Raw genomic sequence first — 21,311 nt, forward strand, 5'->3', positions numbered from 1 at the left:
GTAATTTAGCCTTGTCTATCCCTTTTCGTTGTTTCTATTATTGAATATTTTTCCCTCAATACTCTACAAAAACTCATACTAAAATCGCAAAGGGTGTAGATTGATAACACTTAAGTTACATGATATTAATGTCAGCGCTTGTTAAGCAACTAAATTTATAACATATCAACAAGGACTTAAGGATGAAGCAATCAATTGCATTTACACCTAGCATAATTGCAGGTGCTACAATCGCACTTTCAGCAGGGTTTACAACAACAGCTTATGCTGCTGAAGAAGCAAAAAAAGTAGAACGCATTGAAGTAACAGGTTCGCGCATAAAACGCACCGATATCGAAGGGCCTTCGCCAGTACAATCTATTGGCAGAGCAGATATCGAAAACATGGGTTACGATAACCTTCAACAACTCCTCGAAAGAATGCCTGTGGCAGGCAGCGGTACTTTCTCAACACGCGGCAACAACCAAGATTCAACTGCAAATGGATCTGCCGCGGTCAGCCTACGTGGTTTAGGTGCTGATGCTACATTGGTGCTAATCAACGGCCGCCGTGTGGCTATTAGTGCCTTTGCCGAAGGTATTACAAACTCATTTGTCGATATTAATAGTATTCCGGTATCGGCGATTGAGCGCATTGATATTTTAAAAGATGGCGCATCAGCAATTTATGGCTCTGATGCAGTAGCGGGCGTAGTCAACGTTATTTTGAAAAAAGACATAGATGGCGTTGAACTAAACTTAGGCTACGGTGGTACCGATGGCCCTAATTACGAAGAAACAACAGCAAGTTTAGTATGGGGTACAACTAGCGAAAAAAGCAGCGCCTCAATTATTATTGATTACTTTAAAAACACCTCGCTTTCGTCAGATGAAATGGGCAGCTTAGGCACCGCTAACCAATCGCCTTATGGCGGCGAAGACTTTCGCTCTTCTCGTGGCTTTCCAGGCTACTTTTATGTTGATGGTGTAAAAACAATTGACCCAGATTGTCCTGCAGAAAACGCCACATCAAGCGGCAGTTGTTTATTTGATTACGGCCCATTTGGCTACATCGCCCCTGAGTCTGAGCGTGTAGGTGCTATTTCTCAATTTGAATACAATTTTGATAATGGTATTACCGGCTTTTTAGAAATGGCAGTGCAGCATAATACCTCAGTTGCAGCCGGTGCCCCTACTCCACTTGATGAAGATGCAGGTTTAACAGTACCTGCTAGCCACCCTAACAACCCGTTTGGTGAAGATATTCAAATTGGCCGTTACCGTACGGTTGATGCGGGCGCTCGCCAATGGGATATTGAATCAGACACACTTCGCTTTGTAGCTGGCCTAAGAGGCGAAATTAAGGAATGGAGCTGGGAAGCTGCGGTTCAAAAAGGCCGTAGTAAATCACTTCAAACAGGCGATCGTTCGCAAGGTTGGGTTCGCACCGACTTTTTACAACAAGAAATTGATGCCGGTAACTACAACCCATTTGGTGGCACGTATAACAGCCCAGAAGTCATTGACAGAATTACCACAAGCTTAGTTCGCCGCGGTGAGTCTCATATGACCTCATTCGACGCTAACATCTCTGGTGAAGCATTTAGCTTTGGTGATGACGTGGTTATGATGGCCGCGGGTATTGAATACCGTGAAGAAGATGTAACCGATACACCGGATGACCAATTTCAGCGCGGTTTAATTTTTGGTACTGAGTCTGTGTCTGCTGCAGCAGAGCGCGACCAATACGCAGCCTATGTGGAATTTTCAATCCCACTTGCTGAAAACCTAGAGCTACAACTCGCTGGCCGTTACGATGATTACAGCGATTTTGGTAATACAACAAACCCTAAAGTCGCTTTACGTTGGGCACCTACCGACGAAATAACCATTCGTGGTTCGTGGGCACAAGGGTTTAGAGCGCCATCGCTTGCACAAGTAGGTTTAGGTCCATCACAAGAAAGTCAGTTTTTTGTAGATACTTATCGCTGTGAAGCAACTGGCCTTGATTGTGACGCGCTAGATTACAACATTGAATTTGCTGGTAACCCTGACTTAGAAGCCGAAGAGTCAGAATCATGGAACGTTGGCTTTATTTGGGCACCTTCTGCTGAGTTTGGTTTAAGCGTAGATGTGTGGAGTATTACCCAAGATAATAAAATTGATGAACAAGAATTTGGCCCAATTTATAACTCTGAGTGTAATAACCAAGATAGCACGGTGTGTGTACGCTTAGCACCTAGTGGTGGTAATAGCTTAGGCACCATTCAAAAAATATACAGCACCTTTGAAAACGTCTCTTCGCAAGAAGTGTCAGGTGTTGATTTATCAGCAAATTACAACCATTCGCTGGATGATTTAGGCTTGCTTAAATTTAACTTAGAATGGGCGTACCAAAACAAGTTTGAAAAAGACGGCCGCGATTACACGGGTGAATACAATTACCCAGAGCACCGCTGGATTTTCTCTGCTAACTGGGAAATTGGACAATTTAATACCAACGTAAATATTAGCTACGTAGGCGAGTTTGAAGATACCCCAGATATAGACTTTGACGGTAATTTAGACTTTGATAGCAATACATCGCGTATGGTTGACTCGCAAGCATTGGTAGATTTACAAACATCTTACCGTGTAAGTGATGCAACTAAAGTGTCGCTTGGTGTAAATAACGTATTCGACGAAGAGCCACCATTTGCCATTGGTGATGGCGATGCCGACCTTTACGGGTATGCATCGGGCGTACACAACCCACGTGGTCGTTACTTCTACACTAAAGTAACCTTCTCGTTTTAATTTAATATAGCCCATTATTAAATGGGCTATGCTAAAAACAAAAAAACCGCCATATGGCGGTTTTTTTTATTAAAACGTAGGGGCTAAATTATAGCTCGCCTTCGTTTTCAGATAGGAACTTAGCAACACCTTCAGGGCTTGCGTCCATACCTTTTTTACCTTCTTCCCAACCTGCAGGACATACTTCGCCGTTTTCGCTGTGAAATGCTAGCGCGTCAACCATGCGGATCATTTCGTCGATGTTACGACCAAGTGGTAAGTCGTTCACTACTTGGTGACGTACGTTACCTTCTTCATCGATTAGGAAAGAGCCACGAAATGCAACGCCCGCTTCAGGGTGCTCAACGTCGTATGCTTTACAAATTTCGTGCTTAACATCTGCAACTAGTGCGTATTGAACTTTACCAATACCGCCGTCTGCTACAGCAGTGTTACGCCATGCGTTGTGTGAGAATTGTGAATCGATAGAAACACCAATTACTTCTACGCCACGCTTTTGGAATTCTTCGTAACGCTTATCAAATGCGATAAGTTCTGAAGGACATACAAACGTGAAATCTAGTGGGTAAAAGAAGATTACTGCTTTTTTACCTTTAATTGTTTCATGAAGGTTATAGCTATCTACAATTTCACCATTACCTAGTACAGCTGCAGCGGTAAAGTCTGGTGCCTGGCGGCCTACTAATACACCCATTTTATTCTCCAAATATTTTGAGTTTGTTGTCGATTGCATACGCAATGCTGATACTTATATGGGCGCTAAAAATTAAAAAACAATAGCGCCAACACATAATTACGTGGCATTTTAAATTTAATAAGGAAAAAAGAACAATCGTATTTAGCGATGTGCACAATCGAAAATACCGAACAGATATTAAAACTTTATTACGCCTATAAAAAAACCTGCATTTGCAGGTTTTAAAAATGGGTTAATCCATGATATCGGAAGGCATATCGCCTTTAATATTTTGCCAGATTTCACCGGTTTGATGGCCAAACTTACGCATCATTGAAATCGCGCCATCATGCTCACGGTTTTCAGCCAATACTGTTAGGTCTTTATAAAATTGACGTGCTAACTGGCGAGTGCCTGCGTCTGAGAAATAATGACAACCAATTTTAAAGTAAAACCCTCTAAAACCGTTAAGTATAAGTACGTATATGCGGTTATTACCAGCGACAGCTAATTCGTGGTGTACTTTGTAATCGTAATCTGCAAAAGCTTGCGCAGTGTCTTCAAGTTCATCGCTTTTTGATAAAATTTCAATAACACGCTCAGGGTTAAGCTTTATCGCTGCACGGGTATAAATAGCACTAATATTAGTACGTGCAGATAATAACTGATCGGTCAGCTCTGGCATTTTGTCTTCATCTAAGCGCGCCAGCGTTTCGAGTATGTTTAAACCCGATGTTTCCCAAAAGTTATTCACTCTGGTTGGCTTGCCGTGCTGAATAGTTAGCCAGCCATCGCGTGCTAAACGTTGCAGTACTTCACGTAAGGTTGTTCTGGTTACACCAATTAACTCAGAAAGCTCACGCTCTGCAGGTAGAATTGAACCTGGAGGGAAATCGCCGTTCCAGATAGATTCAACTATATACTCTTCAGCAAATCCTGCTGGGCTTTTAGCTTTAAAAATTCTCATTCAATTCCCACTCGAATTAATCACAACTCATCGTTTTATACGAATAACTGACAGATTGTACCAGATGAAATATAACTAACAAGTAAACTCGTTGATATAAGTGCCAACCAACCGCTGAAAATTTCGCAATAGTAAATAATAAAATTCAACATGCTTAAATTAGGTCTAATTTGCTAAATAAATTAACCCTATTCATAGTAGGTACATTAATGCTATTGCTGTTTTTGCTTAACCATTACATTACTACAATAATTCCCGTGTGCGGCAACAAGCACATTCAAAAGTCGCATACAGCAGAGCCTGTTAACTACAACGTTTAAACAAGCCTTTTTAGCGAACCAATCTTATATTACATGTTCACTTAGCAAATTAAGCTTAACCTTTCCCTAAATAGGATTGGCCATAACCGCTTATTAATTTCATCTTAAAAAAAGCGACTTCGGTAGCTTTTTTACCCTTTTTGTTGCTCGTTACTTTATCCTAGTACATAATTCAACGTCTTATTTCAATGCGGATTTTTTATGAACTGGCTAGCACAACTCCCTACTCAACGTACTCCATGGCTACTATTTACAGGCATTGTATTTTTATTAGAAGTCACCGCACTGTTTTTTCAATACCAGATGGGACTTGCTCCATGCATTATGTGTATTTACCAGCGAACTGCGGTATTAGGCTTATTAGGGGCAGGCATTATTGGCGCAACTAAACCACAAAGTAAATTAGTACGCGCTATCGCTTATTTAGTGTGGGGTGTATCAAGTGTGTGGGGTTACTTTATTGCACGTGAGCACATTGAAATGCAAACAACCACCGATCCCTTTGCGTTCAGCTGTGAGTTTGAGCCAAACTTTCCTTCATTTATGCCATTGCATGAATGGATCCCAAGCTTTTTTCAAGCCACAGGGGATTGCGGTAATATCGATTGGCAATTTGCGGGATTAAGTATGCCAGCATGGATGGAAATACTATTTGCGTTATTTACTATCACGCTTTTTGTAATTGTTACCACTCGCTTACTTACTAAAAAGACTATTTAATATGTTTACGTTTTTTACCAGTCAGCTGCCTGAACTAAAGCACCTTAAAGTAAGGCAGCGACAAGCCGTTGTTGCTATTGCGCTAAGTATGCTACCTGCCACCGATAGAGTGTTATTAAGAATAGTAAAGCTGATATTGCTCAGCCCATTGTTTTTATTATTTACTGTTTTTAAAGGGTGGGAACTCATTCCCTTTTTAATTTTAGGTGGCCTGTGTTACCCGCTTTTAACAACCCCGATTGAAATAAACTTTGCTAAAAAATATTTAGCCAAAGCACTTGAGCAGTATTCACAGGGCGCTTAGCGCCCTGCCTATTATAAAGACACTTTTCCTTCTAGTTTAGCTACAAGCTTTTTACCTATTCCTTTTACGTTAGTTAAGTCGCTCAGCTGGGAAAATTCACCATTTTCAACCCTGTAATCAACAATAGCCTGCGCTTTTTTCTTACCAATACCAGGCAACTTGGCCAGCATTTCTGAATCGGCACTATTAATATTAATAACCGGCGCTTGCGGCATTTCAACCATAGGCTTATCTTCAACAGGGTTAGCGTGGGTAAACGCGCTAAAGCTTAAAAAGCTAATAATAAGTAGCGTTAATAGATTTTTCATTTGTTATTCCTTATTTTTGTTTATACCAAAGCGTTATAGTTAAACTGCTAATTTGGCTTTAAACATGTGCTTAATTTTTATTTGAGGAAATAATGTTAAATAAGGAGCAACGCGCATCACTTATATTATTTCCAGTGCATAATCACCTAAATCCGAAAACCTAAAATGCAGCTGGTACAACAAGTGATTGCTTAACTAAAGTAAAGTTACGCTTTTTTGTCAAATTGATGACAAGCTAAAAATGCACCGAATACTTGCAATTTTACACACAAACATTTACTGTATATAAAAACAGTGACCTACGGGTCAGTAACCACATTACCACGCAATCAAGCAGGAGAGATCATGGCTGTTGTTGTTAAATATGTTGTAGAACGAAACGGAGTTGAGCGAATGACGTTTACTACTAAAAAAGAAGCGGATGCCTATGACAAAATGCTCGATATAGCAGAATCGCTTGAAGTAATGCTGGAAAAAGTAGATGTGCCACTGAGCGAGCAACAGGTTGAATCGCTTGCGCTTGAAATTGCAAAGAGTAAAGATGACTTTATGGCGGTGTTAAAAGGCGCAAAAGAGCCCACAACAAAAGGTACAGCTAAAGCTAAAAAAGCCGACAACGTAGCATCAATAAAAGATAACGACGAGCAACAAGCTAGCTAATTTGTGACTATTTTAAATAAAGGGCTGCTACTAAATAGCAGCCCTTTTTTATTAATTTTTGAACAGTTACAAATTTTTTCTGGCTTTTTAGACTGAAATTGATACATTAATCCGGTTAATAGCGAGTGTTTATGTGCCATGTCAGTATTTATTAAGTCTTTTTACCAAAAATTTTTCCCAGCCCGTCAGTTGCTTATTCGTCAAAATGGCGAAGTTAAGCATGTTGTTTTGGCGCCTTGGTTTCAGCTTTTTACAGTACTGCTTATTTTAGGCACTATTACTTGGGTCGGTATTTCTAGTTTTCGTGTTTATAGCCAAACAAATAAAATTACCGACATAGAACAAAGCCAAATTGACAAACAACAAGTGTGGCAAAAACAGGTCCAAGAACAAAAAGCACTGCACGCTAAGCAATTAGAACAACTTGCTGTACTAGAGCAAAAGCAAGCACTTTTGCAAGGTATGATTGAATCCCTCCCCGCATCTATTAGTAAAGAGACAATAAAACTAGAAGAACAACTTGAGTCGCCTGTTAATCAAGACAAAGGCGAGTTTCATGAACCACTTGTAGATGAAGAGCCGAAAGACAAACATGCCAGCCTTCTAACGCCAATCACTTTTGCCGCACGTTACGAGCGCTTAAATAAATACTACGAGCACAATTTTGCGCTTATTGATGCGCAAATTAATAAACGCCATGATGCAATTTTAGCGATGTTAAAAGGCGCAGGCTTAGAATCAGCCCTTGAACAACATTTAGCACTGGGCGCACAAACCAGTGCGCAAGGTGGCCCGTTAGATGTATTTGACGAAACTAAAATACCAGGGCAGTTTTTAGCCATTGTTGATAAGCTATTATTACTTAACAACCTTGAAAACTTTTTAACAGAGCTGCCTAACTCACTGCCCTTGCCTGCAGCTAAATACTATATTTCGAGCAACTTTGGGTTACGTAAAGATCCGATGAACAACCGCCGCGCTTTTCACAAAGGTGTTGATTTAGCCGGCTGGCATAAAACCGAAATTTTTGCCCCTGCTGATGCACGTGTATTGCGCGCTGGTAAAAATGGCGGCTATGGTAACTTTATCGAGCTAGAGCACAAAAATGGCTTGGTCACCCGTTTTGGCCACTTAAATAAAATTAAAGTGAAAAAAGGCCAAACAATTGCTAAAAATGAGGTAATTGGATTAATGGGCAGTACTGGCAGAAGTACCAGCACCCACTTACACTATGAAGTGTTACTCGATGGCAAACATGTCAATCCTCTAAAAATAACAAAGGCGCTTTCTCGTGTTCGGTAAAAAAAAGCAACCAAGTAATCAAACTACGTTAAAAAGAGTAAATCATACCCCTTCTATTATTTCTGAAGATGTGCGCTTAACTGGCACACTTACCAGCCAAGGCGAAGTTCAGCTAGATGGCCGAATTGATGGCGATATAAAGGCAGAGCACTTGGTAATTGGCTCTACCGGCATTGTTGAAGGTGTGGTTGAAGCTAAAAGTGTCATTGTAAAAGGCAAAATTATTGGCTCACTAAACGCAAGTGAAGTGAATATTCAAAGCAGCGCTCACGTACATGGCGATGTTTTTCACGATACACTAAGTATTGATGCTGGAGCCATTATTGAAGGCAGCTTGAAACAGCGCTTTGAAAAAGAAGAACCGGAACTTATTAGCGAAGATTTAAAGCCGGCCAAAGAAGTAAAAACTTTGCTTGATGATGCTGATAGCGACTTGTCGTTTGTTAATAAGCAAGCCGCTGATAAAGCCAAATCTAATTAAGCGCTCATTACTTTTTCTCGGTTATGTACATCGTAATATCTGCAGTGAACACCAGTTCATTGCGGGTATTGTAAAGCTTAACTGGCACCACTAAATCTTCTTTATCTACCCATTGGCGAGGCAAGTCGATTTCTGCAATAGCAGTTACATCGGTATCAACCTTTGCTAAATAGTGTACCGTCATTCCTTTTGGGATCCAGCGATGCGTTTTATAAGGCACGGTGGCATCTACCATTACACCAGCACACAGCTCAGCTAAGTTACATTGTGCAATAGCATGAATAGTCCCAATATGGTTATGCACACTACGGCGGTTTTTTACGACAGCGCTACAGTGCCCTTCTCTTAAATCGAGCACGTAAGGTTTCATTGAGCCAAAATACGGGGCTTTTATGCATACCGCTTTGCTAAACAACCAATTGCCAAAAGGTAAGCGTTTAAATTTAAGCCAGGTTTTTAAAAGGGCTGATTTATTACTCATTGTTATTTCCCATTTTGTGTTTATAAATTCAAATTAACACATCAGACCAGTTAAAAAAAGCGCAATTCACCGCGCTGTTAATCCTAATGTCATGAAATATTTATCACAATAAAGCGTGGCTCACTCATAAGCCCTTTCTTTTTTATAAGCGGGCACCTAAAATAGCCAGCAAAAGGAGACCTAATGCAAACACAGCCCGCTAAACCTAACTTAATTTTATTACTCATCTTAGCGTTACTCGTAATATTTTGCCCTATGGCAATTGATATTTATCTTCCCGCTTTTCCAACTATTGCCACGCAATTTAACGTAACCGAACAACAGGTTCAGCAAACAGTGGCTATTTTTATGCTTACTGTGGGTTTAGGGCAATTAATTGCAGGGCCGCTTGCTGATAAGTTTGGCCGAAAGCCGGTAGCGGTTGTAGGTGTTAGCTTGTATGCAGGCTCAGCCTTACTTGCCTACATGGCGCCCTCTTTTGCTGTATTAATGTTTGCACGCGCTCTGCAAGGGTTAGGCGCATGTGCTACGTTTGTTGTTGCTTTTGCTATTGTACGTGATAAATACGGCAGCGAACGCAGCGGGCAAATGATTACCTATTTAAATGGAATTGTGTGTTTTATTCCTGCGCTTGCGCCTATTTTAGGTGCTTGGCTTACCGTGCAATTTGGCTGGCGCATGAACTTTATGTTTTTAACCTTATTTGCGTTAGCGGGCCTAGTTATTACGCTCACCTTATTTAGAGAAACCCGCCCTGCTGATAGTCACTACCAAGGGCATATATTGGACTTACGCCGCTTTGTGCCAATATTAAAAACACCGATATTTTTATTTAATAGCTTACTGTGTATGGTCGCCATGTCGGCGATTCTTGTGTATGTCACCTTGGCACCTGGGTGGATAATTACGCACTTAGGGGGCACCGTTGCCGACTTTACTTTTTGGTTTACGCTCAATGCCGTATTAAGTATTGTAGCCAGCTTTATTACGCCCATTTATATTAAACGTAATAGCCAAAAAGCCCTGCGCGTTGGGGTTACAGTATTGGTGGCCTCTGGCATATTAATGATTGCACTTAGCCATATAGAATCGGCCATTGCGCTTATGCTACCTATTTTAATTGCAGCACTTGGTTTTGCCCTAAGCTTAGGCTCTGCGGCTGGTATGGCGTTATCGCGCTTTCCAAAACAAGCCGGTACAGCCTCTGCCTTAATTGGTGCTATGCAAATGAGTGGCGCTAGTGTGCTTGTGTTTTTAACGCAATATTTAGGCCTTAGCACACCTTGGCTAATTGCTTTTCATTTATTGTTACTGGCACCACTTTGGCTAATTTTAATGAGTAAAAAAGCCCATACATTGCACCCGGTTAATACATGATCAACCCTGATTTTTTAGCATCATTTTTACTGGCGAGCTTTTTAATGGCGGTGGCCCCTGGGCCATCAAACGCATTTTTAATGGCGCAAACATTTGCCAATGGCAGAGCGGCAGGTATGCAAAGCGCATTTGGCTTTGCTTTAGGTGGAGTAATACACACATTTTTTGCTGTTATTGGATTAAGCACGGTATTAAAAGCCTCGCCCACCGCTTATAGTTCAGTACAGTACTTAGGCGCGGCTTATTTGTGCTATTTAGGGTTTGTGATGATTAAAAGCACTTTTTCGCAGCCAAATACCGCCGATTGCGCTAGTGATGATAAGCCTCATGTAAGCACCAGTAAAAAGCCAAATGTCATGTTTCAAGCCATGATGACCGAGGTATTAAACCCTAAAGTCGCGTTATTTTTTATTGCTTTTATCCCTCAGTTTGTAGACCCAAGCTTATCATCGGCAACGTTTCAATTAGCTTTTTTTGGTCTGCTCTACCCTATTTTTGCTTTCCCAATTGACTGTACGTATATTTATTTTGGCGACAAAATAGCGCAATTTTTCAAAAAATACCCACATAGCCAACTTTGGATAGACCGAGTGACTGGCATGGTATTTATTGCACTGGCCATTAATTTATTATACTAATTACACTAAATTGGTATTACTTAACCAAAGCCTTGGTTACTCAACAAAATAAGATGCAGCATGGAACAAAAAAAACAATCGCTACCCGCTAATAAAAATATTGCCTTAGTTGCGCATGATGGTAAAAAAGCCGCGCTTAAATTATGGTGCGAAAAACACAAAGAAGCCTTAAGCAGACACACCTTATACGGTACTGGCACCACAGGCCATTTAATCGAAAAAACCACCGGACTAGAGGTTATTCAGCTATTAAGTGGTCCTATGGGGGGCGATCAACAGCTAGGTGCTAAAATTGCTGAGCACGAAATTCATGTATTGGTGTTTTTTTGGGATCCGTTGGCATCGCAACCACACGACCCTGATGTTAAAGCATTACTGCGTTTAGCTGCTGTTTGGAATATTCCTGTGGCCTGTAATGAAGTCAGCGCCGACATGTTATTAAGCTCGCCCTTAATGGACACTGAGCTTGAACGTACTTTGCCAGATTACGAAAAATACCTCGCAACCCGACAAATCAGTCTTTAAAGCCTTTTAAGCTACTTATAAAGCATGCTGGCCCACTTTGTTAGGCCAGCCGTTACACTACCAAAGTGATCGCCATTCAGCATTTTAATATCACCTAAATGCTCACTTAACGCGGCTTTAATAAGTGGTGACTGTGCACTCCCCCCTGTTAAATAAATAACGTCTGGGGTGGTTCCTGCATCGGTAATTGCTTGTTTTGCTAACGTTACTATTTGGCTAATACTACTTTCTACTGCAACCGCTAAATCGCTAACCGATAGGTTTTTACTAAGGGCATTATCTAAAAAGCGAAGATCGCAATCAAAAGCATCTGCCGATGAAAGCGCTATTTTAGCCGCCTCACCTTGCTGTACTAACTGATGGCCCTGTTTATTTTGCTGTAGATGAATTAAGCGTTTGAAAAGCGCAGGTGCACTTACATCGCGTAATTGGGCGGTGAGTTCTCGATAGTGGCTTTCACTATAAAACTGACTTTGTAAATTTACATCATTAATTTTACAGGCTTGCCAAAAAGGTTGGTTTGGTAAAGGTAGGCCCGATTTAAAGGTACTGCCTAAACCAAGCAATGGCATTAAACCATGAAAACTAAGCGCTATATCTAAGTCATTCCCGCCAACTCGCTTACCGCTGTGGGCTAAAAAGTCATTATCGCGCTCACTGTTACCTCTAAAACTTGGCCCCATTTGTACAAACGAGCAATCGCTGGTACCACCACCAATATCAATAACCAGCACTTTTTGGTCTTCCACTAAACTACTTTCGTAATCAATCCCTGCTGCAAGCGGTTCGTATAAAAACTCCACATCTTTAAAGCCCGCACGCTTAGCTGCGCGCTCTAAAATACCTACAGCTTGCTGATTTGACTGCTCACCGCCAACGGCCTGAAAGTTAACTGGACGACCAATAACCGTTTGCGTCAATGGGGTTTTAAGTGAAAGCTCTGCGCGTTGCTTTATTTTTAAAATCATTGCGGTAGCAATATCTTCAAAAAAATTAATTTGCCCTTGCTTTAAGCCTGTGGCACCAAAAAACGATTTAGGAGATTTTACAAAGTAGCCTTCTTCAGGAAACTGCACATATTCACTAATGGCTTCACGGCCAATAAAAAGCGTTTCATCTGTAGGTTGTAAATCAAGATCTGACTTAATACGTGGGAGTGTATTTAATAAAGCTTGGCGCTGCGTTAAAAAGTCATGCTCGTGGGCAGTGCCTTTTACATGCTTTGCCACAAAGTCGACAACTAATGCGCTATGGTGCGTATAAATAGTAGAAGGTAAATAATGTTTTCCTTGCTCAAGTGGCACTAACTGTACTTCCTCTTGCTCCATAACACCCATGGCACAATTAGAACTACCGTAATCAAAACCTACAAACATACTTCACCATACATTAGAAAAAGGCCGCGCAATTTAGCATACTTTGCCAAAATTATAAACGCTAATGGCCCTCCCTCACCCTTAAAAAGCTCGCAAAACGTGGTAAGCCATGCTTTGTTAACCCGTGGTACCGATACGTTACCGTGCTGCCTATAGCCGGAGGTGTTTGGCGCTGTTTGTTACTAAAGCCCGTGCCTATTTTAAATATTTGCCCATGAGGTGTTTTTACTTTTAATGCACCTAACATACCGGTGTATTTTCCTTTACCCGGTAAATGTGCAATCACAACCGCTTCAGCATCAAGATAGGGCTTTAACTTTAATAATGTATTGCTGCGCCCGCTTTTATATTTAGCATTGGCTAAATGCAGCATCACCCCTTCAGCCCCTTGCTTAGTTAAATCTTCAAAGTACTCTGTTAATTGGGCTGTGCTAGTAAAGCGGTGTTGCTTAACTGCAGTTATATGCTGCTTATTGATTTGTTTTACCAAGGCTTGGTAGTTTTTATAACGCGCACTAAAAGGAAGGGTTGAGTCTGGCATATCAAATATTTGATAGCGTATAGCGTGCCAATCTGAATTACTGGGGCGTTTAGTTCTTACAATCCCACTGACCAAAGAAAACTGAGTGCGCGCTATCCACAGCTCCCCATCTAACCAAACATTTGGCAATGGCGCCGTAAACCAATTCGGGGCGTTAATCGCATTTCCTTTACGGGTAATAAATTTATCGCCCGTCCATATTGCTCTTACACCATCAAATTTTTCACTGACGAGGTATTCACTAATATTGCCATGTTTAGATTCATCATATACTTTTGCCAATAACACCTGAGGCTGCGCCGCAAAAACAAGCGATGAGCCAATTAAGCTGACAATGAAAAGTAAGTACTTTAGCTGAGCCATTACTGCATCCCTGCAAATAAAATAAGGCTTTAACTATAGTTGAGATTCGACCCACTGCCAAAACTCACCTAGGTCAGCCATTTTGTAGGTCGCCTTACTAAAGTCATGGTCAATTGTATGATGATTTGCAATCGCAACGACTCTAACCTGTGCATTAGTTGCAGCACAAACGCCCGTAAAGGTGTCCTCTACAGCAATTGCATGCTCTGGGTCTACATATATGTGCTCAAGCGCTAAAAGATAAGGATCGCCTGCTGGCTTTGGATTTGTTACATCGTCTTTTGTCACTACAGTATCAAATAACTCATAAAAACCTAGCCCTTTTAAAATAGGCATAGCTTCGCTGCGAGCACTACCGGTAACTAACGCCATTTTTAGCCCACTGTTTTTAACAGCGTGTAAGGTTTGCTTAGTAAAAGGCATAACAGGCGGTAAATTAGTCTTTACGTATTCACCAAATAATCGATATTTTTCATCTGCTAAAAACTGTGCGCTGACGGCTAAATTATGCTCATTTTTAATATCAATTGCTGCTTCTAACGTTGGGCGCCCTGAAAAGCGCTGACAAAACTCCACTTCGTTATAACTTACATTGTAGGGTGCAAGCAGCTGGCTCCAGCACTCAAAGTGCATGCTTTCAGAGTCAACTAGCGTGCCATCCATATCAAACAATACTGCGTTTAAGCTCATCCTCATTCCTTAAATTTTGACGTTAAAAAAGGCGCCTAGGCGCCTTTATAATATTATGCTGTTAAGCCAGCAGGTGGCTCAGCAAATGCTTCTTCACCGGTTTCAACATCAACCAATTCGTAGCCTCGGGCTTTGCGCACAACCTTAAGTACTGGTTTTTCTAGCGCCGTTTTTAAACGATCGGCATCAGCTGCTAGCTCATCTAGCGTTGTACCAAAAGGTGCTGCGCCTGTTTCTGACCAATTAGTTACTTTGCCATTTAAGTTATATTCTACTTCGTGTATTTGGTATTGCGCTGCTTCATCTTTCGTTGCTTCACAAAAAATTACACGGTAGTTCCAAAATCCAGCCATTTTTCTATCTCATCAAAGTTAATTAACGCTACTTTACCAGCTTTATAAAAACATAAAAGCCTGCACAAGGCAGGCTTTTAAAAATTAATAAAATTTAAGGTTATCTTTAGAAGAAGTTAACTTTAAATTCAGCACCAACAAAGCGAGGTTCATTAACAATCCCAGAGTTGTTACTAAAATCTACACCACCAATAAATACTTCTTCATTCGTAATATTGCGGGCAAAAGCAGATACCTCGTATTCGTAATCTCCATCGAACCACTTATAACCAGCACGCACACCGCCTTCAAGCAACGCCTCACCAGTAAACTCTACTGAGTCATATAAAAAGAAATCTATTTCACTACGGTAAGACCAATCAGTGTAAGCATAAAACTCTCCGTCACCAAGTTCTTTAGTATAACGAAGGGTAAAGTTAGCAATCCATTCAGGGGCATGCGGTAAGCTATTTCCATCTAAACTATAACCTTGCTCAGTTAGAGGGTCAGTAATAGTACATGCAAAACAACCAGAAGCGAATAGCTCATCATCCTGCAGTTCTGTATTGTTATAGCTGAAGTTAAACGTCATATCAAACTCATCGTTTAAAACCCACTGCGTATCAACCTCAAAACCATAACCAACTGTTTTATCTGCATTTAATAATCTAGCTGTATTTCCAAATTCACCACCAACAGCTGTTAATTGCTGATCACTCATTTGGTAATAAAAAACTGTTGCATTAACACGGCCACTACCATCTAGAACATCAGATTTAATACCTGCTTCAATAGAGTTTATAGTTTCAGAATCAGCCACAGTAACATCGTCACTAAATAAAATACGGCCCTGAACGCTAGGCGCACGGAACCCATTCGCGGCGCGTACGAATAAATTTACATCATCAGAGTATTTATACGCGGCAGCTAAGTCCCATGAAACGTGGCTATCTTCAGGTGAGACTGATTTAGTTAAATCAGCAATTACAACATCTGGAGATGAATAACGAGAAGCAGTAAAATCCCTTTCATCATCAGAATAGCGAAGGCCGGCTGTAACCTCTAACTTTTCTGTTAATTGAAACTCTGTTGAGCCAAATAATGCCCAAGCAGTAGTTTCTTGATCTTGTCTAACATACCCTGTCAAAAAGTTTGCGCCTAAACCATCGTAACCGTATGTTTCTATAACTTGATCTTCTTTGTAATAAAAAGCACCAACTTGATAATTAAAATCACCATCAAAATTACTTGATAGACGTAACTCTTGAGAATATTGATCGTGCTCTGGTAATGCATCTGCAGTTTCAGAAGCTAAAAAGATAAAACCTGGGCCCATTTCAGGAGTTGGGCATCCCGGGATAAAGGTATTTCCACAACCAAAACCACCATCCACATCTGCTCGAGAATAAATTTCAGCACTTTCCCACCCAGAAATAGAAGTTAATGTATAATCATTAAAATCGTATTCTAGCTTTAGATTTGCCCCTTGACTTTCAACATTTTGCGTCGAATATTGGACAGTATCTTGAGTTATAACCTCTGGATCAAAGCCTGATACAGCGTTGTTTGTTCCGCTTTCAATAGCATTTGCATGAAAAACAATAGGAGAACCATTTAAGTCACGCGTGTGGTAGTTAAATAGAGCATTAAAATTGTCATCTTCGTACAAAAATTGTATACGCGCAGCCGTTTCCTGATAACCACCGGTGGCATCATCAATAATATTCCCTTCTAACCTATTATCAATGTAGTCGTCTCGCTCTTGCCTTAAAACAGAAACCCGCGTCGAAAGTTTATCAGTTAAGCCTGTACTTATAGCACCTTCAAAGTCTATCGAATTAAATGAGCCATACGATAACGAAGCGTACCCCTCTAAATCTTGTGTTGGTCGAGCAGAATCAATTTTAACCAAACCAGCAGGTGTATTTCGTCCGAACAATGTACCTTGAGGGCCACGTAACACTTCAACACGGCCAGTATCGAATACCGGGAAACCTTTTAATATAGGACTTTCTTGAACAATTTCGTCTACAACTAATGATACAGGCTGTGAGGAGTTAAGGTCAAAATCAGAATTACCCAAACCACGAACATAAAAACGTGGAAACGTACGACCATATGAAGATTCAACTGAGAGACTTGGAATTTTCGCATTTAAAAAGCGAATATCCATTCCTGCAGAACTATAAGCATCTAAACTATCACCTTGTAATGCTGATGCTGAAACTGGCACTTCTTGGGCGTTTTCTACACGTTTACGAGCTGTAATCTGAATAACTTCTAGTTGATTGCTTTTTTTAGCGGTATCTTCTTCAGCAGCAAAAGCCGAAACAGATGTACCAGCAGCAGATAGTAGTACTGCATTAATAATGGTCGCTATTGCAGATTTTTTTAATGATTTCATGTCGGGTATAAACCTTTTGTATGCACTCTTGTTCAACGGTTTTTTGTGTTGCGCAATGTATTCATTGCGGGCTCGTACAATTTTTCGCGTCTAGCTTTATGGCGCGCGGACCTCATCACCGAGAGTACAAAAACGGAGTAATGAGGCTGAACGAACGATGAAGATTATACCATCGTATTACAAATTTACTGCATAAATATGTACAAAAAAGTAAACTTTTTTGCAACATTTAACCTCATTTTATAGCTTTTTTACCCGCTTTTAGATGCAAAAGACTAACAATGCGGACATATGTCCTTTCTTTCAAAACCCACTTTAAAGTAGCAAACTGCGTATTTTTACAAATAAACCCAAACTAGAAACGCCCAGTTAAAACCCGTTAATGCTTGCTAAATTTTTAAGGCTAAATTCATTGAGTACGCTTTAACGCAATTTCTCCATCAATGTGAATATCGCGCTGTGGAAACGCAATCACCACATCGTGTTTTTCAAAAACAGCATAGATACTAAAACGGATATCACTACGTACTTTTCTGAGCATGGTTTCTGACTCTGCACAAACCCAAAAAATTGCATTAAACACCAGTGAGCTATCAGCAAAGTCGTCAAATAAAACAGAGGCTTTTGGATTTGTTAGTATCGCATCATGATCATCAAGTACTTGTTGAATTAACGTTTTAACTAACAATACATCGCTGCCATAAGCAACACCTACGCTAACCGAAGAGCGGGCATTACCGTCTATTAAGGTCCAGTTAGTCACTGTGTTTTCTAACAGTTGCGAATTAGGGATTAACATATGCACACCATCGTTACGGCGAATGCGGGTAGAGCGCGTATTAATAGTTTCTACTACGCCCTTTGCATTACCTACTTCTAAAAAGTCCCCAATACGAATTGGCCGCTCCCACATTAAAATCCAGCCACTAATAAAGTTATTAATAATGTTTTGCGCACCAAATCCAACCCCAATGGCTATGGCCCCTGATACAAATGCAAAGGCCGTAAGCGGAATACTTAAAACCTCTAACGAGGTGAAAATTAATATTGCGATACTCAAAATAAAATAAATGCGCGTAAATAGGTGCACCGCGTCTTGGCTGATTTTTTTTGCCAACAGTGTTTTTTTAATAAGTTTGCCAATGCGCGTTACTACAAACCACATAGCAAATAAAATTAAAGGAACTTGTATAACCTTAGCCACGGTGATGTGTACGTCGTTATAGGTAAAAATAACCAAGCTGAGATAATGTTGAATGTGTTCGAGCGTCATGTATTTTCCAAAGTATTATTTATTGTTTGTTATTTGTTCAGTAAAAATAAGTGTGGTTCAGTCTTCGCTAAGCTTAGCACGGCATAATAGTGTTAAAACGCTAAGTTAATAGGTTTAACGTTTTTGTTTAAACAATTTATTAACTCTTTATTGCACCGAGTGCTATATAAATAGTGTACAAGCACTGGAGATTACATATGTCACAACTTACTCTAAATCAAAGACTCGCTACTTTGCAGCCGCAGGTAGATTTAAATTTGTTTGAAAGCAGCCTAGATTACCGCAATAAAATTTTGTGCCTTCTTGCTGAGCAAGAACAAACACTTGCTACTATTAATAAAGAATTTGGCCAGCAATCTAATAGCTTTGGTTCTGAAAAACGCTTTGTTCTTGGCTATAACTAGCCTTTAAAAAACACACACAATACGATATTTAAGTAGCCTTACGTTTATTTTTAAGGCTACTTTTACCTCCAAATCGCATTTTTAGTAGCTAATTTGCGTTTAAATCCCGCTTAATACCGATAAACTTTATTGTATAAACGCCAAAATTTGATAAGTTAACTGGGTTTTCGACTCGAAAAGCCTATTTCGGCTCATCTTTTTATGGAGTTATTATGCGTAAAACACTGATCGCCACTACTATTGCTAGTGCCCTAATCCTATCTGCTTGTTCATCTAACGAAACTCAGAACACAGCTAAAGAGAGCGCAGCACAAGTGCAAGATATGAACGCAAACAATGTATTATTCAAACCAAGCCCATTACAATACATGGCACCAGAGTTTGATAAGTTTGGTACAAAAGACTACGAAGCAGGCTTTGATGCAGGTATTGCTCAGCACACTGCGCAAGTTCAAGCTATTGCAAACAACCCAGAACCAGCAACATTTGAAAACACACTTGTTGAGATGGAAAAATCTGGTGAGTTGTTAAACCGCGTATCTGCTGCTTTTTACAACCTATCGGGTTTAATTTCAGATGACGAATACCAACGTATAAGCAAAAAAATGGCGCCGGTATTATCTGCTCACTCTGATGACATTTACCTAAATGGTGCGTTATTTAAGCGTGTACAAACTATTTACGACAATAAAGATGCGCTTAACGCTGAAGATCAACGCTTAGTTGATTTCTACTACAAGCAATTTGTAAAAGCCGGTGCTAAGTTAAGCGATGCTGAAAAAGCAAAAATGCGTGAAATAAACGCTCAGCTTGCAGAGCTATCTACTGCGTTCTCTCAAAACATTTTAAAATCGTTTAAAGAAGACGTTATTGTTGTTACAGACAAATCTAAACTTGCTGGCCTATCTGAAGGTGAAATTGCAGGCCTTGCAGCCGCAGCTAAAAAAGCAGGCAAAGACGGCTACATGATCACCTTGGTTAATACCACTCAGCAGCCTATCTTATCAAGCCTTGAAAACCGTGAGCTACGCGAGCAAATTTTTAAAGCCTCTACAAACCGTGCTGCTAAAACTAACGGCCCTATCATTATTGAAGAAACTAACCTGCGTGCACAAAAAGCAGAGCTGTTAGGCTTTAAAGATTGGGCATCGTATGTAATGACTTCGCGTATGGCACAAACAACCGACAACGTGTACGGCATTTTAGATGATCTTGCACCAAAAGCTGTTGAAAAAGCCAAAGCAGAAGCGGCCGCTATCCAAAAAGTAATTAACGATTCTGGCGAAAGCTTTGAGCTTAAGCCATGGGACTGGGCGTTTTACGCAGAAAAAGTACGTGCTGAAAAGTACAACCTAGATCCTGCGCTAGTTAAGCCTTACTTTGAAATGAACTCTGTGATCCATGATGGTTTATTCTTCGCAATGAACAAGCTTTACGGTATCACCTTTAAAGAGCGTAAAGACTTACCTGTTTACCACGAAGATGTAACAGCGTACGAAGTATTTAACGCAGATGGCAGCGCTATTGGTTTATTTTACATGGACCCATACGCACGTGAAGGTAAGCGTGGCGGTGCATGGATGAGTGCATACGTAAGCCAAAGCGGCTTAAAAGGCACTAAACCGGTTATTTACAACGCACAAAACATTCCAAAACCAGCTGAAGGTGAGCCAACGCTAATGACCTTCGACGAAGTATCGACTATGTTCCATGAATTTGGTCATGCTGCGCACGGTTTATTCTCAAATGTTAAATACCCAAGCCTAGCGGGTACTGCTACAGCACGTGACTTTGTTGAATTTCCTTCACAGGCACACGAAGACTGGATGATTGAACCTACGGTACTTGCTAACTACGCTAAGCATTACAAAACGGGTGAGCCAATTCCACAAGCATTACTTGATAAAGTATTAGCATCGCAAAAATTCAACCAAGGCTTTGGTACTACTGAATACTTAGCAGCTGCTTTACTTGATATGGAATGGCACTCATTTGGTTCTGATAAAAAAATCAGTGATGTTCAAAAGTTTGAAAGCGATGCGCTAAAAGCACACGGTATTGATTACTACCCAGTGCCACCGCGTTATAAATCAAACTACTTTAGCCATACTTTTGCAGGTGGTTACTCAGCAGGTTACTACGCCTACCTATGGACTGAAGTATTTGCAGCCGATGCGTTTGCACATATGGAAAATAACGGTGGCCTAACCCGTGAAAACGGTGACAAGTTCCGTGAAGAAATCCTATCAAAAGGTAACAGCCGCGACTTAATGCAAAGCTACATTGAGTTCAGAGGCCAAAAACCAACGACAGACGCACTTCTTAAGCGCCGTGGTTTAGTTGATTAATAACCTCGTTTATTAATTTTAACCTTATAAAAGCCCGCTTGCGGGCT

At 40.5% G+C, this 21,311-nt stretch carries 21 protein-coding genes; 11 read left to right on the forward strand and 10 right to left on the reverse strand.

The window, feature by feature from the left end:
- Window positions 1–182 precede the first annotated feature (182 nt).
- Window positions 183–2,774 (forward strand): TonB-dependent receptor, encoded by a 2,592-nt coding sequence (locus tag B4F91_RS04385; RefSeq protein WP_286938327.1) that lies wholly within the window; start codon window positions 183–185, stop codon window positions 2,772–2,774.
- A gap of 88 nt (window positions 2,775–2,862) precedes the next feature.
- On the opposite strand, the gene B4F91_RS04390 is transcribed toward B4F91_RS04385, so the two are convergent.
- Entirely contained in the window at window positions 2,863–3,468 is a 606-nt protein-coding gene (locus tag B4F91_RS04390; RefSeq protein ID WP_004587374.1) for a peroxiredoxin, read from the reverse strand.
- 235 nt (window positions 3,469–3,703) lie between these two features.
- Window positions 3,704–4,417 (reverse strand): fatty acid metabolism transcriptional regulator FadR, encoded by a 714-nt coding sequence (fadR, locus tag B4F91_RS04395; protein ID WP_004587375.1) that lies wholly within the window; start codon window positions 4,415–4,417, stop codon window positions 3,704–3,706.
- A gap of 521 nt (window positions 4,418–4,938) precedes the next feature.
- Here fadR and dsbB point away from each other — a divergent pair.
- Both dsbB and B4F91_RS04405 read left to right on the forward strand, forming a co-directional pair.
- On the forward strand, window positions 4,939–5,457 hold the full coding sequence (gene dsbB / locus B4F91_RS04400) for a disulfide bond formation protein DsbB (RefSeq protein ID WP_004587376.1): 519 nt from the start codon (window positions 4,939–4,941) through the stop codon (window positions 5,455–5,457).
- 1 nt (window position 5,458) lies between these two features.
- Window positions 5,459–5,761 carry a DUF6170 family protein gene (locus tag B4F91_RS04405; protein WP_004587377.1) on the forward strand — a complete coding sequence of 101 codons (303 nt, stop codon included), beginning with the start codon at window positions 5,459–5,461 and terminating at the stop codon, window positions 5,759–5,761.
- Between the two features lie 11 nt (window positions 5,762–5,772).
- On the opposite strand, the gene B4F91_RS04410 is transcribed toward B4F91_RS04405, so the two are convergent.
- Window positions 5,773–6,069 carry a ComEA family DNA-binding protein gene (locus B4F91_RS04410; protein ID WP_024034225.1) on the reverse strand — a complete coding sequence of 99 codons (297 nt, stop codon included), beginning with the start codon at window positions 6,067–6,069 and terminating at the stop codon, window positions 5,773–5,775.
- A gap of 345 nt (window positions 6,070–6,414) precedes the next feature.
- On the opposite strand from B4F91_RS04410, the gene B4F91_RS04415 reads away from it, so the two are divergent.
- The 3 genes from B4F91_RS04415 to B4F91_RS04425 all read left to right on the forward strand — a co-directional run bounded on the left by B4F91_RS04415 (window position 6,415) and on the right by B4F91_RS04425 (window position 8,512).
- Complete coding sequence (locus tag B4F91_RS04415; protein WP_024034226.1) at window positions 6,415–6,729, forward strand: YebG family protein; 315 nt, start codon at window positions 6,415–6,417, stop codon at window positions 6,727–6,729.
- Between the two features lie 138 nt (window positions 6,730–6,867).
- A complete protein-coding gene (locus tag B4F91_RS04420; RefSeq protein ID WP_286938330.1) occupies window positions 6,868–8,031 on the forward strand; it encodes a M23 family metallopeptidase in 1,164 nt (387 codons plus the stop codon).
- Window positions 8,021–8,512 carry a bactofilin family protein gene (locus tag B4F91_RS04425; RefSeq protein ID WP_055252999.1) on the forward strand — a complete coding sequence of 164 codons (492 nt, stop codon included), beginning with the start codon at window positions 8,021–8,023 and terminating at the stop codon, window positions 8,510–8,512. The genes B4F91_RS04420 and B4F91_RS04425 overlap by 11 nt, the downstream gene beginning before the upstream one ends.
- Before the next feature lie 7 nt (window positions 8,513–8,519).
- Here B4F91_RS04425 and B4F91_RS04430 read toward each other — a convergent pair whose 3' ends face one another.
- Window positions 8,520–8,993: a hotdog fold domain-containing protein gene (locus tag B4F91_RS04430; protein ID WP_029773430.1), complete on the reverse strand. Its 474-nt coding sequence runs from the start codon at window positions 8,991–8,993 to the stop codon at window positions 8,520–8,522.
- Window positions 8,994–9,176: 183 nt separating this feature from the next.
- Here B4F91_RS04430 and B4F91_RS04435 point away from each other — a divergent pair, with 183 nt between their 5' ends.
- The 3 genes from B4F91_RS04435 to B4F91_RS04445 are packed head-to-tail and all read left to right on the forward strand — an operon-like array spanning window position 9,177 to window position 11,533.
- Window positions 9,177–10,370: a multidrug effflux MFS transporter gene (locus B4F91_RS04435; RefSeq protein WP_055252998.1), complete on the forward strand. Its 1,194-nt coding sequence runs from the start codon at window positions 9,177–9,179 to the stop codon at window positions 10,368–10,370.
- Window positions 10,367–11,008, forward strand: coding sequence for a LysE family translocator (locus B4F91_RS04440; RefSeq protein WP_286938332.1), 642 nt, complete (start codon window positions 10,367–10,369; stop codon window positions 11,006–11,008). Before B4F91_RS04435 ends, B4F91_RS04440 begins: the two co-directional genes overlap by 4 nt.
- A gap of 60 nt (window positions 11,009–11,068) precedes the next feature.
- Window positions 11,069–11,533, forward strand: a complete 465-nt coding sequence (locus B4F91_RS04445; RefSeq protein ID WP_004587385.1) for a methylglyoxal synthase — start codon at window positions 11,069–11,071, stop codon at window positions 11,531–11,533.
- 11 nt (window positions 11,534–11,544) lie between these two features.
- Here B4F91_RS04445 and yegD read toward each other — a convergent pair whose 3' ends face one another.
- From yegD to B4F91_RS04475, 6 genes are all read right to left on the reverse strand, one after another.
- Window positions 11,545–12,909 (reverse strand): molecular chaperone, encoded by a 1,365-nt coding sequence (gene yegD, locus B4F91_RS04450; RefSeq protein WP_286938334.1) that lies wholly within the window; start codon window positions 12,907–12,909, stop codon window positions 11,545–11,547.
- 61 nt (window positions 12,910–12,970) lie between these two features.
- Complete coding sequence (locus B4F91_RS04455; RefSeq protein ID WP_286938336.1) at window positions 12,971–13,813, reverse strand: DNA ligase; 843 nt, start codon at window positions 13,811–13,813, stop codon at window positions 12,971–12,973.
- A gap of 33 nt (window positions 13,814–13,846) precedes the next feature.
- Window positions 13,847–14,503, reverse strand: coding sequence for an HAD family hydrolase (locus B4F91_RS04460; protein ID WP_286938339.1), 657 nt, complete (start codon window positions 14,501–14,503; stop codon window positions 13,847–13,849).
- Between the two features lie 53 nt (window positions 14,504–14,556).
- Window positions 14,557–14,856 carry a hypothetical protein gene (locus B4F91_RS04465; protein WP_004587389.1) on the reverse strand — a complete coding sequence of 100 codons (300 nt, stop codon included), beginning with the start codon at window positions 14,854–14,856 and terminating at the stop codon, window positions 14,557–14,559.
- 106 nt (window positions 14,857–14,962) lie between these two features.
- Window positions 14,963–17,239 (reverse strand): TonB-dependent receptor, encoded by a 2,277-nt coding sequence (locus B4F91_RS04470; protein WP_286938341.1) that lies wholly within the window; start codon window positions 17,237–17,239, stop codon window positions 14,963–14,965.
- 409 nt (window positions 17,240–17,648) lie between these two features.
- Complete coding sequence (locus tag B4F91_RS04475; RefSeq protein WP_024034237.1) at window positions 17,649–18,512, reverse strand: mechanosensitive ion channel family protein; 864 nt, start codon at window positions 18,510–18,512, stop codon at window positions 17,649–17,651.
- Between the two features lie 197 nt (window positions 18,513–18,709).
- Here B4F91_RS04475 and B4F91_RS04480 point away from each other — a divergent pair, with 197 nt between their 5' ends.
- Window positions 18,710–18,916 (forward strand): hypothetical protein, encoded by a 207-nt coding sequence (locus tag B4F91_RS04480; RefSeq protein ID WP_004587392.1) that lies wholly within the window; start codon window positions 18,710–18,712, stop codon window positions 18,914–18,916.
- Window positions 18,917–19,128: 212 nt separating this feature from the next.
- A complete protein-coding gene (locus B4F91_RS04485) occupies window positions 19,129–21,264 on the forward strand; it encodes a M3 family metallopeptidase (protein ID WP_286938343.1) in 2,136 nt (711 codons plus the stop codon).
- Window positions 21,265–21,311 lie beyond the last annotated feature (47 nt).

It is taken from the genome of Pseudoalteromonas sp. UBA6610 (genome assembly GCF_002433295.1).
GTDB lineage: Bacteria > Pseudomonadota > Gammaproteobacteria > Enterobacterales > Alteromonadaceae > Pseudoalteromonas > Pseudoalteromonas atlantica.

Bases quoted from the DNA above. Each gene is read 5' to 3' on its own strand.
- B4F91_RS04385 (WP_286938327.1), top strand. From the start codon at position 183: ATGAAGCAATCAATTGCATTTACACCTAGCATAATTGCAGGTGCTACA.
- B4F91_RS04390 (WP_004587374.1), bottom strand. From the start codon at position 3,468: ATGGGTGTATTAGTAGGCCGCCAGGCACCAGACTTTACCGCTGCAGCT.
- fadR (WP_004587375.1), bottom strand. From the start codon at position 4,417: ATGAGAATTTTTAAAGCTAAAAGCCCAGCAGGATTTGCTGAAGAGTAT.
- dsbB (WP_004587376.1), top strand. From the start codon at position 4,939: ATGAACTGGCTAGCACAACTCCCTACTCAACGTACTCCATGGCTACTA.
- B4F91_RS04405 (WP_004587377.1), top strand. From the start codon at position 5,459: ATGTTTACGTTTTTTACCAGTCAGCTGCCTGAACTAAAGCACCTTAAA.
- B4F91_RS04410 (WP_024034225.1), bottom strand. From the start codon at position 6,069: ATGAAAAATCTATTAACGCTACTTATTATTAGCTTTTTAAGCTTTAGC.
- B4F91_RS04415 (WP_024034226.1), top strand. From the start codon at position 6,415: ATGGCTGTTGTTGTTAAATATGTTGTAGAACGAAACGGAGTTGAGCGA.
- B4F91_RS04420 (WP_286938330.1), top strand. From the start codon at position 6,868: ATGTCAGTATTTATTAAGTCTTTTTACCAAAAATTTTTCCCAGCCCGT.
- B4F91_RS04430 (WP_029773430.1), bottom strand. From the start codon at position 8,993: ATGAGTAATAAATCAGCCCTTTTAAAAACCTGGCTTAAATTTAAACGC.
- B4F91_RS04435 (WP_055252998.1), top strand. From the start codon at position 9,177: ATGCAAACACAGCCCGCTAAACCTAACTTAATTTTATTACTCATCTTA.
- B4F91_RS04440 (WP_286938332.1), top strand. From the start codon at position 10,367: ATGATCAACCCTGATTTTTTAGCATCATTTTTACTGGCGAGCTTTTTA.
- B4F91_RS04445 (WP_004587385.1), top strand. From the start codon at position 11,069: ATGGAACAAAAAAAACAATCGCTACCCGCTAATAAAAATATTGCCTTA.
- yegD (WP_286938334.1), bottom strand. From the start codon at position 12,909: ATGTTTGTAGGTTTTGATTACGGTAGTTCTAATTGTGCCATGGGTGTT.
- B4F91_RS04455 (WP_286938336.1), bottom strand. From the start codon at position 13,813: ATGGCTCAGCTAAAGTACTTACTTTTCATTGTCAGCTTAATTGGCTCA.
- B4F91_RS04460 (WP_286938339.1), bottom strand. From the start codon at position 14,503: ATGAGCTTAAACGCAGTATTGTTTGATATGGATGGCACGCTAGTTGAC.
- B4F91_RS04465 (WP_004587389.1), bottom strand. From the start codon at position 14,856: ATGGCTGGATTTTGGAACTACCGTGTAATTTTTTGTGAAGCAACGAAA.
- B4F91_RS04470 (WP_286938341.1), bottom strand. From the start codon at position 17,239: ATGAAATCATTAAAAAAATCTGCAATAGCGACCATTATTAATGCAGTA.
- B4F91_RS04475 (WP_024034237.1), bottom strand. From the start codon at position 18,512: ATGACGCTCGAACACATTCAACATTATCTCAGCTTGGTTATTTTTACC.
- B4F91_RS04480 (WP_004587392.1), top strand. From the start codon at position 18,710: ATGTCACAACTTACTCTAAATCAAAGACTCGCTACTTTGCAGCCGCAG.
- B4F91_RS04485 (WP_286938343.1), top strand. From the start codon at position 19,129: ATGCGTAAAACACTGATCGCCACTACTATTGCTAGTGCCCTAATCCTA.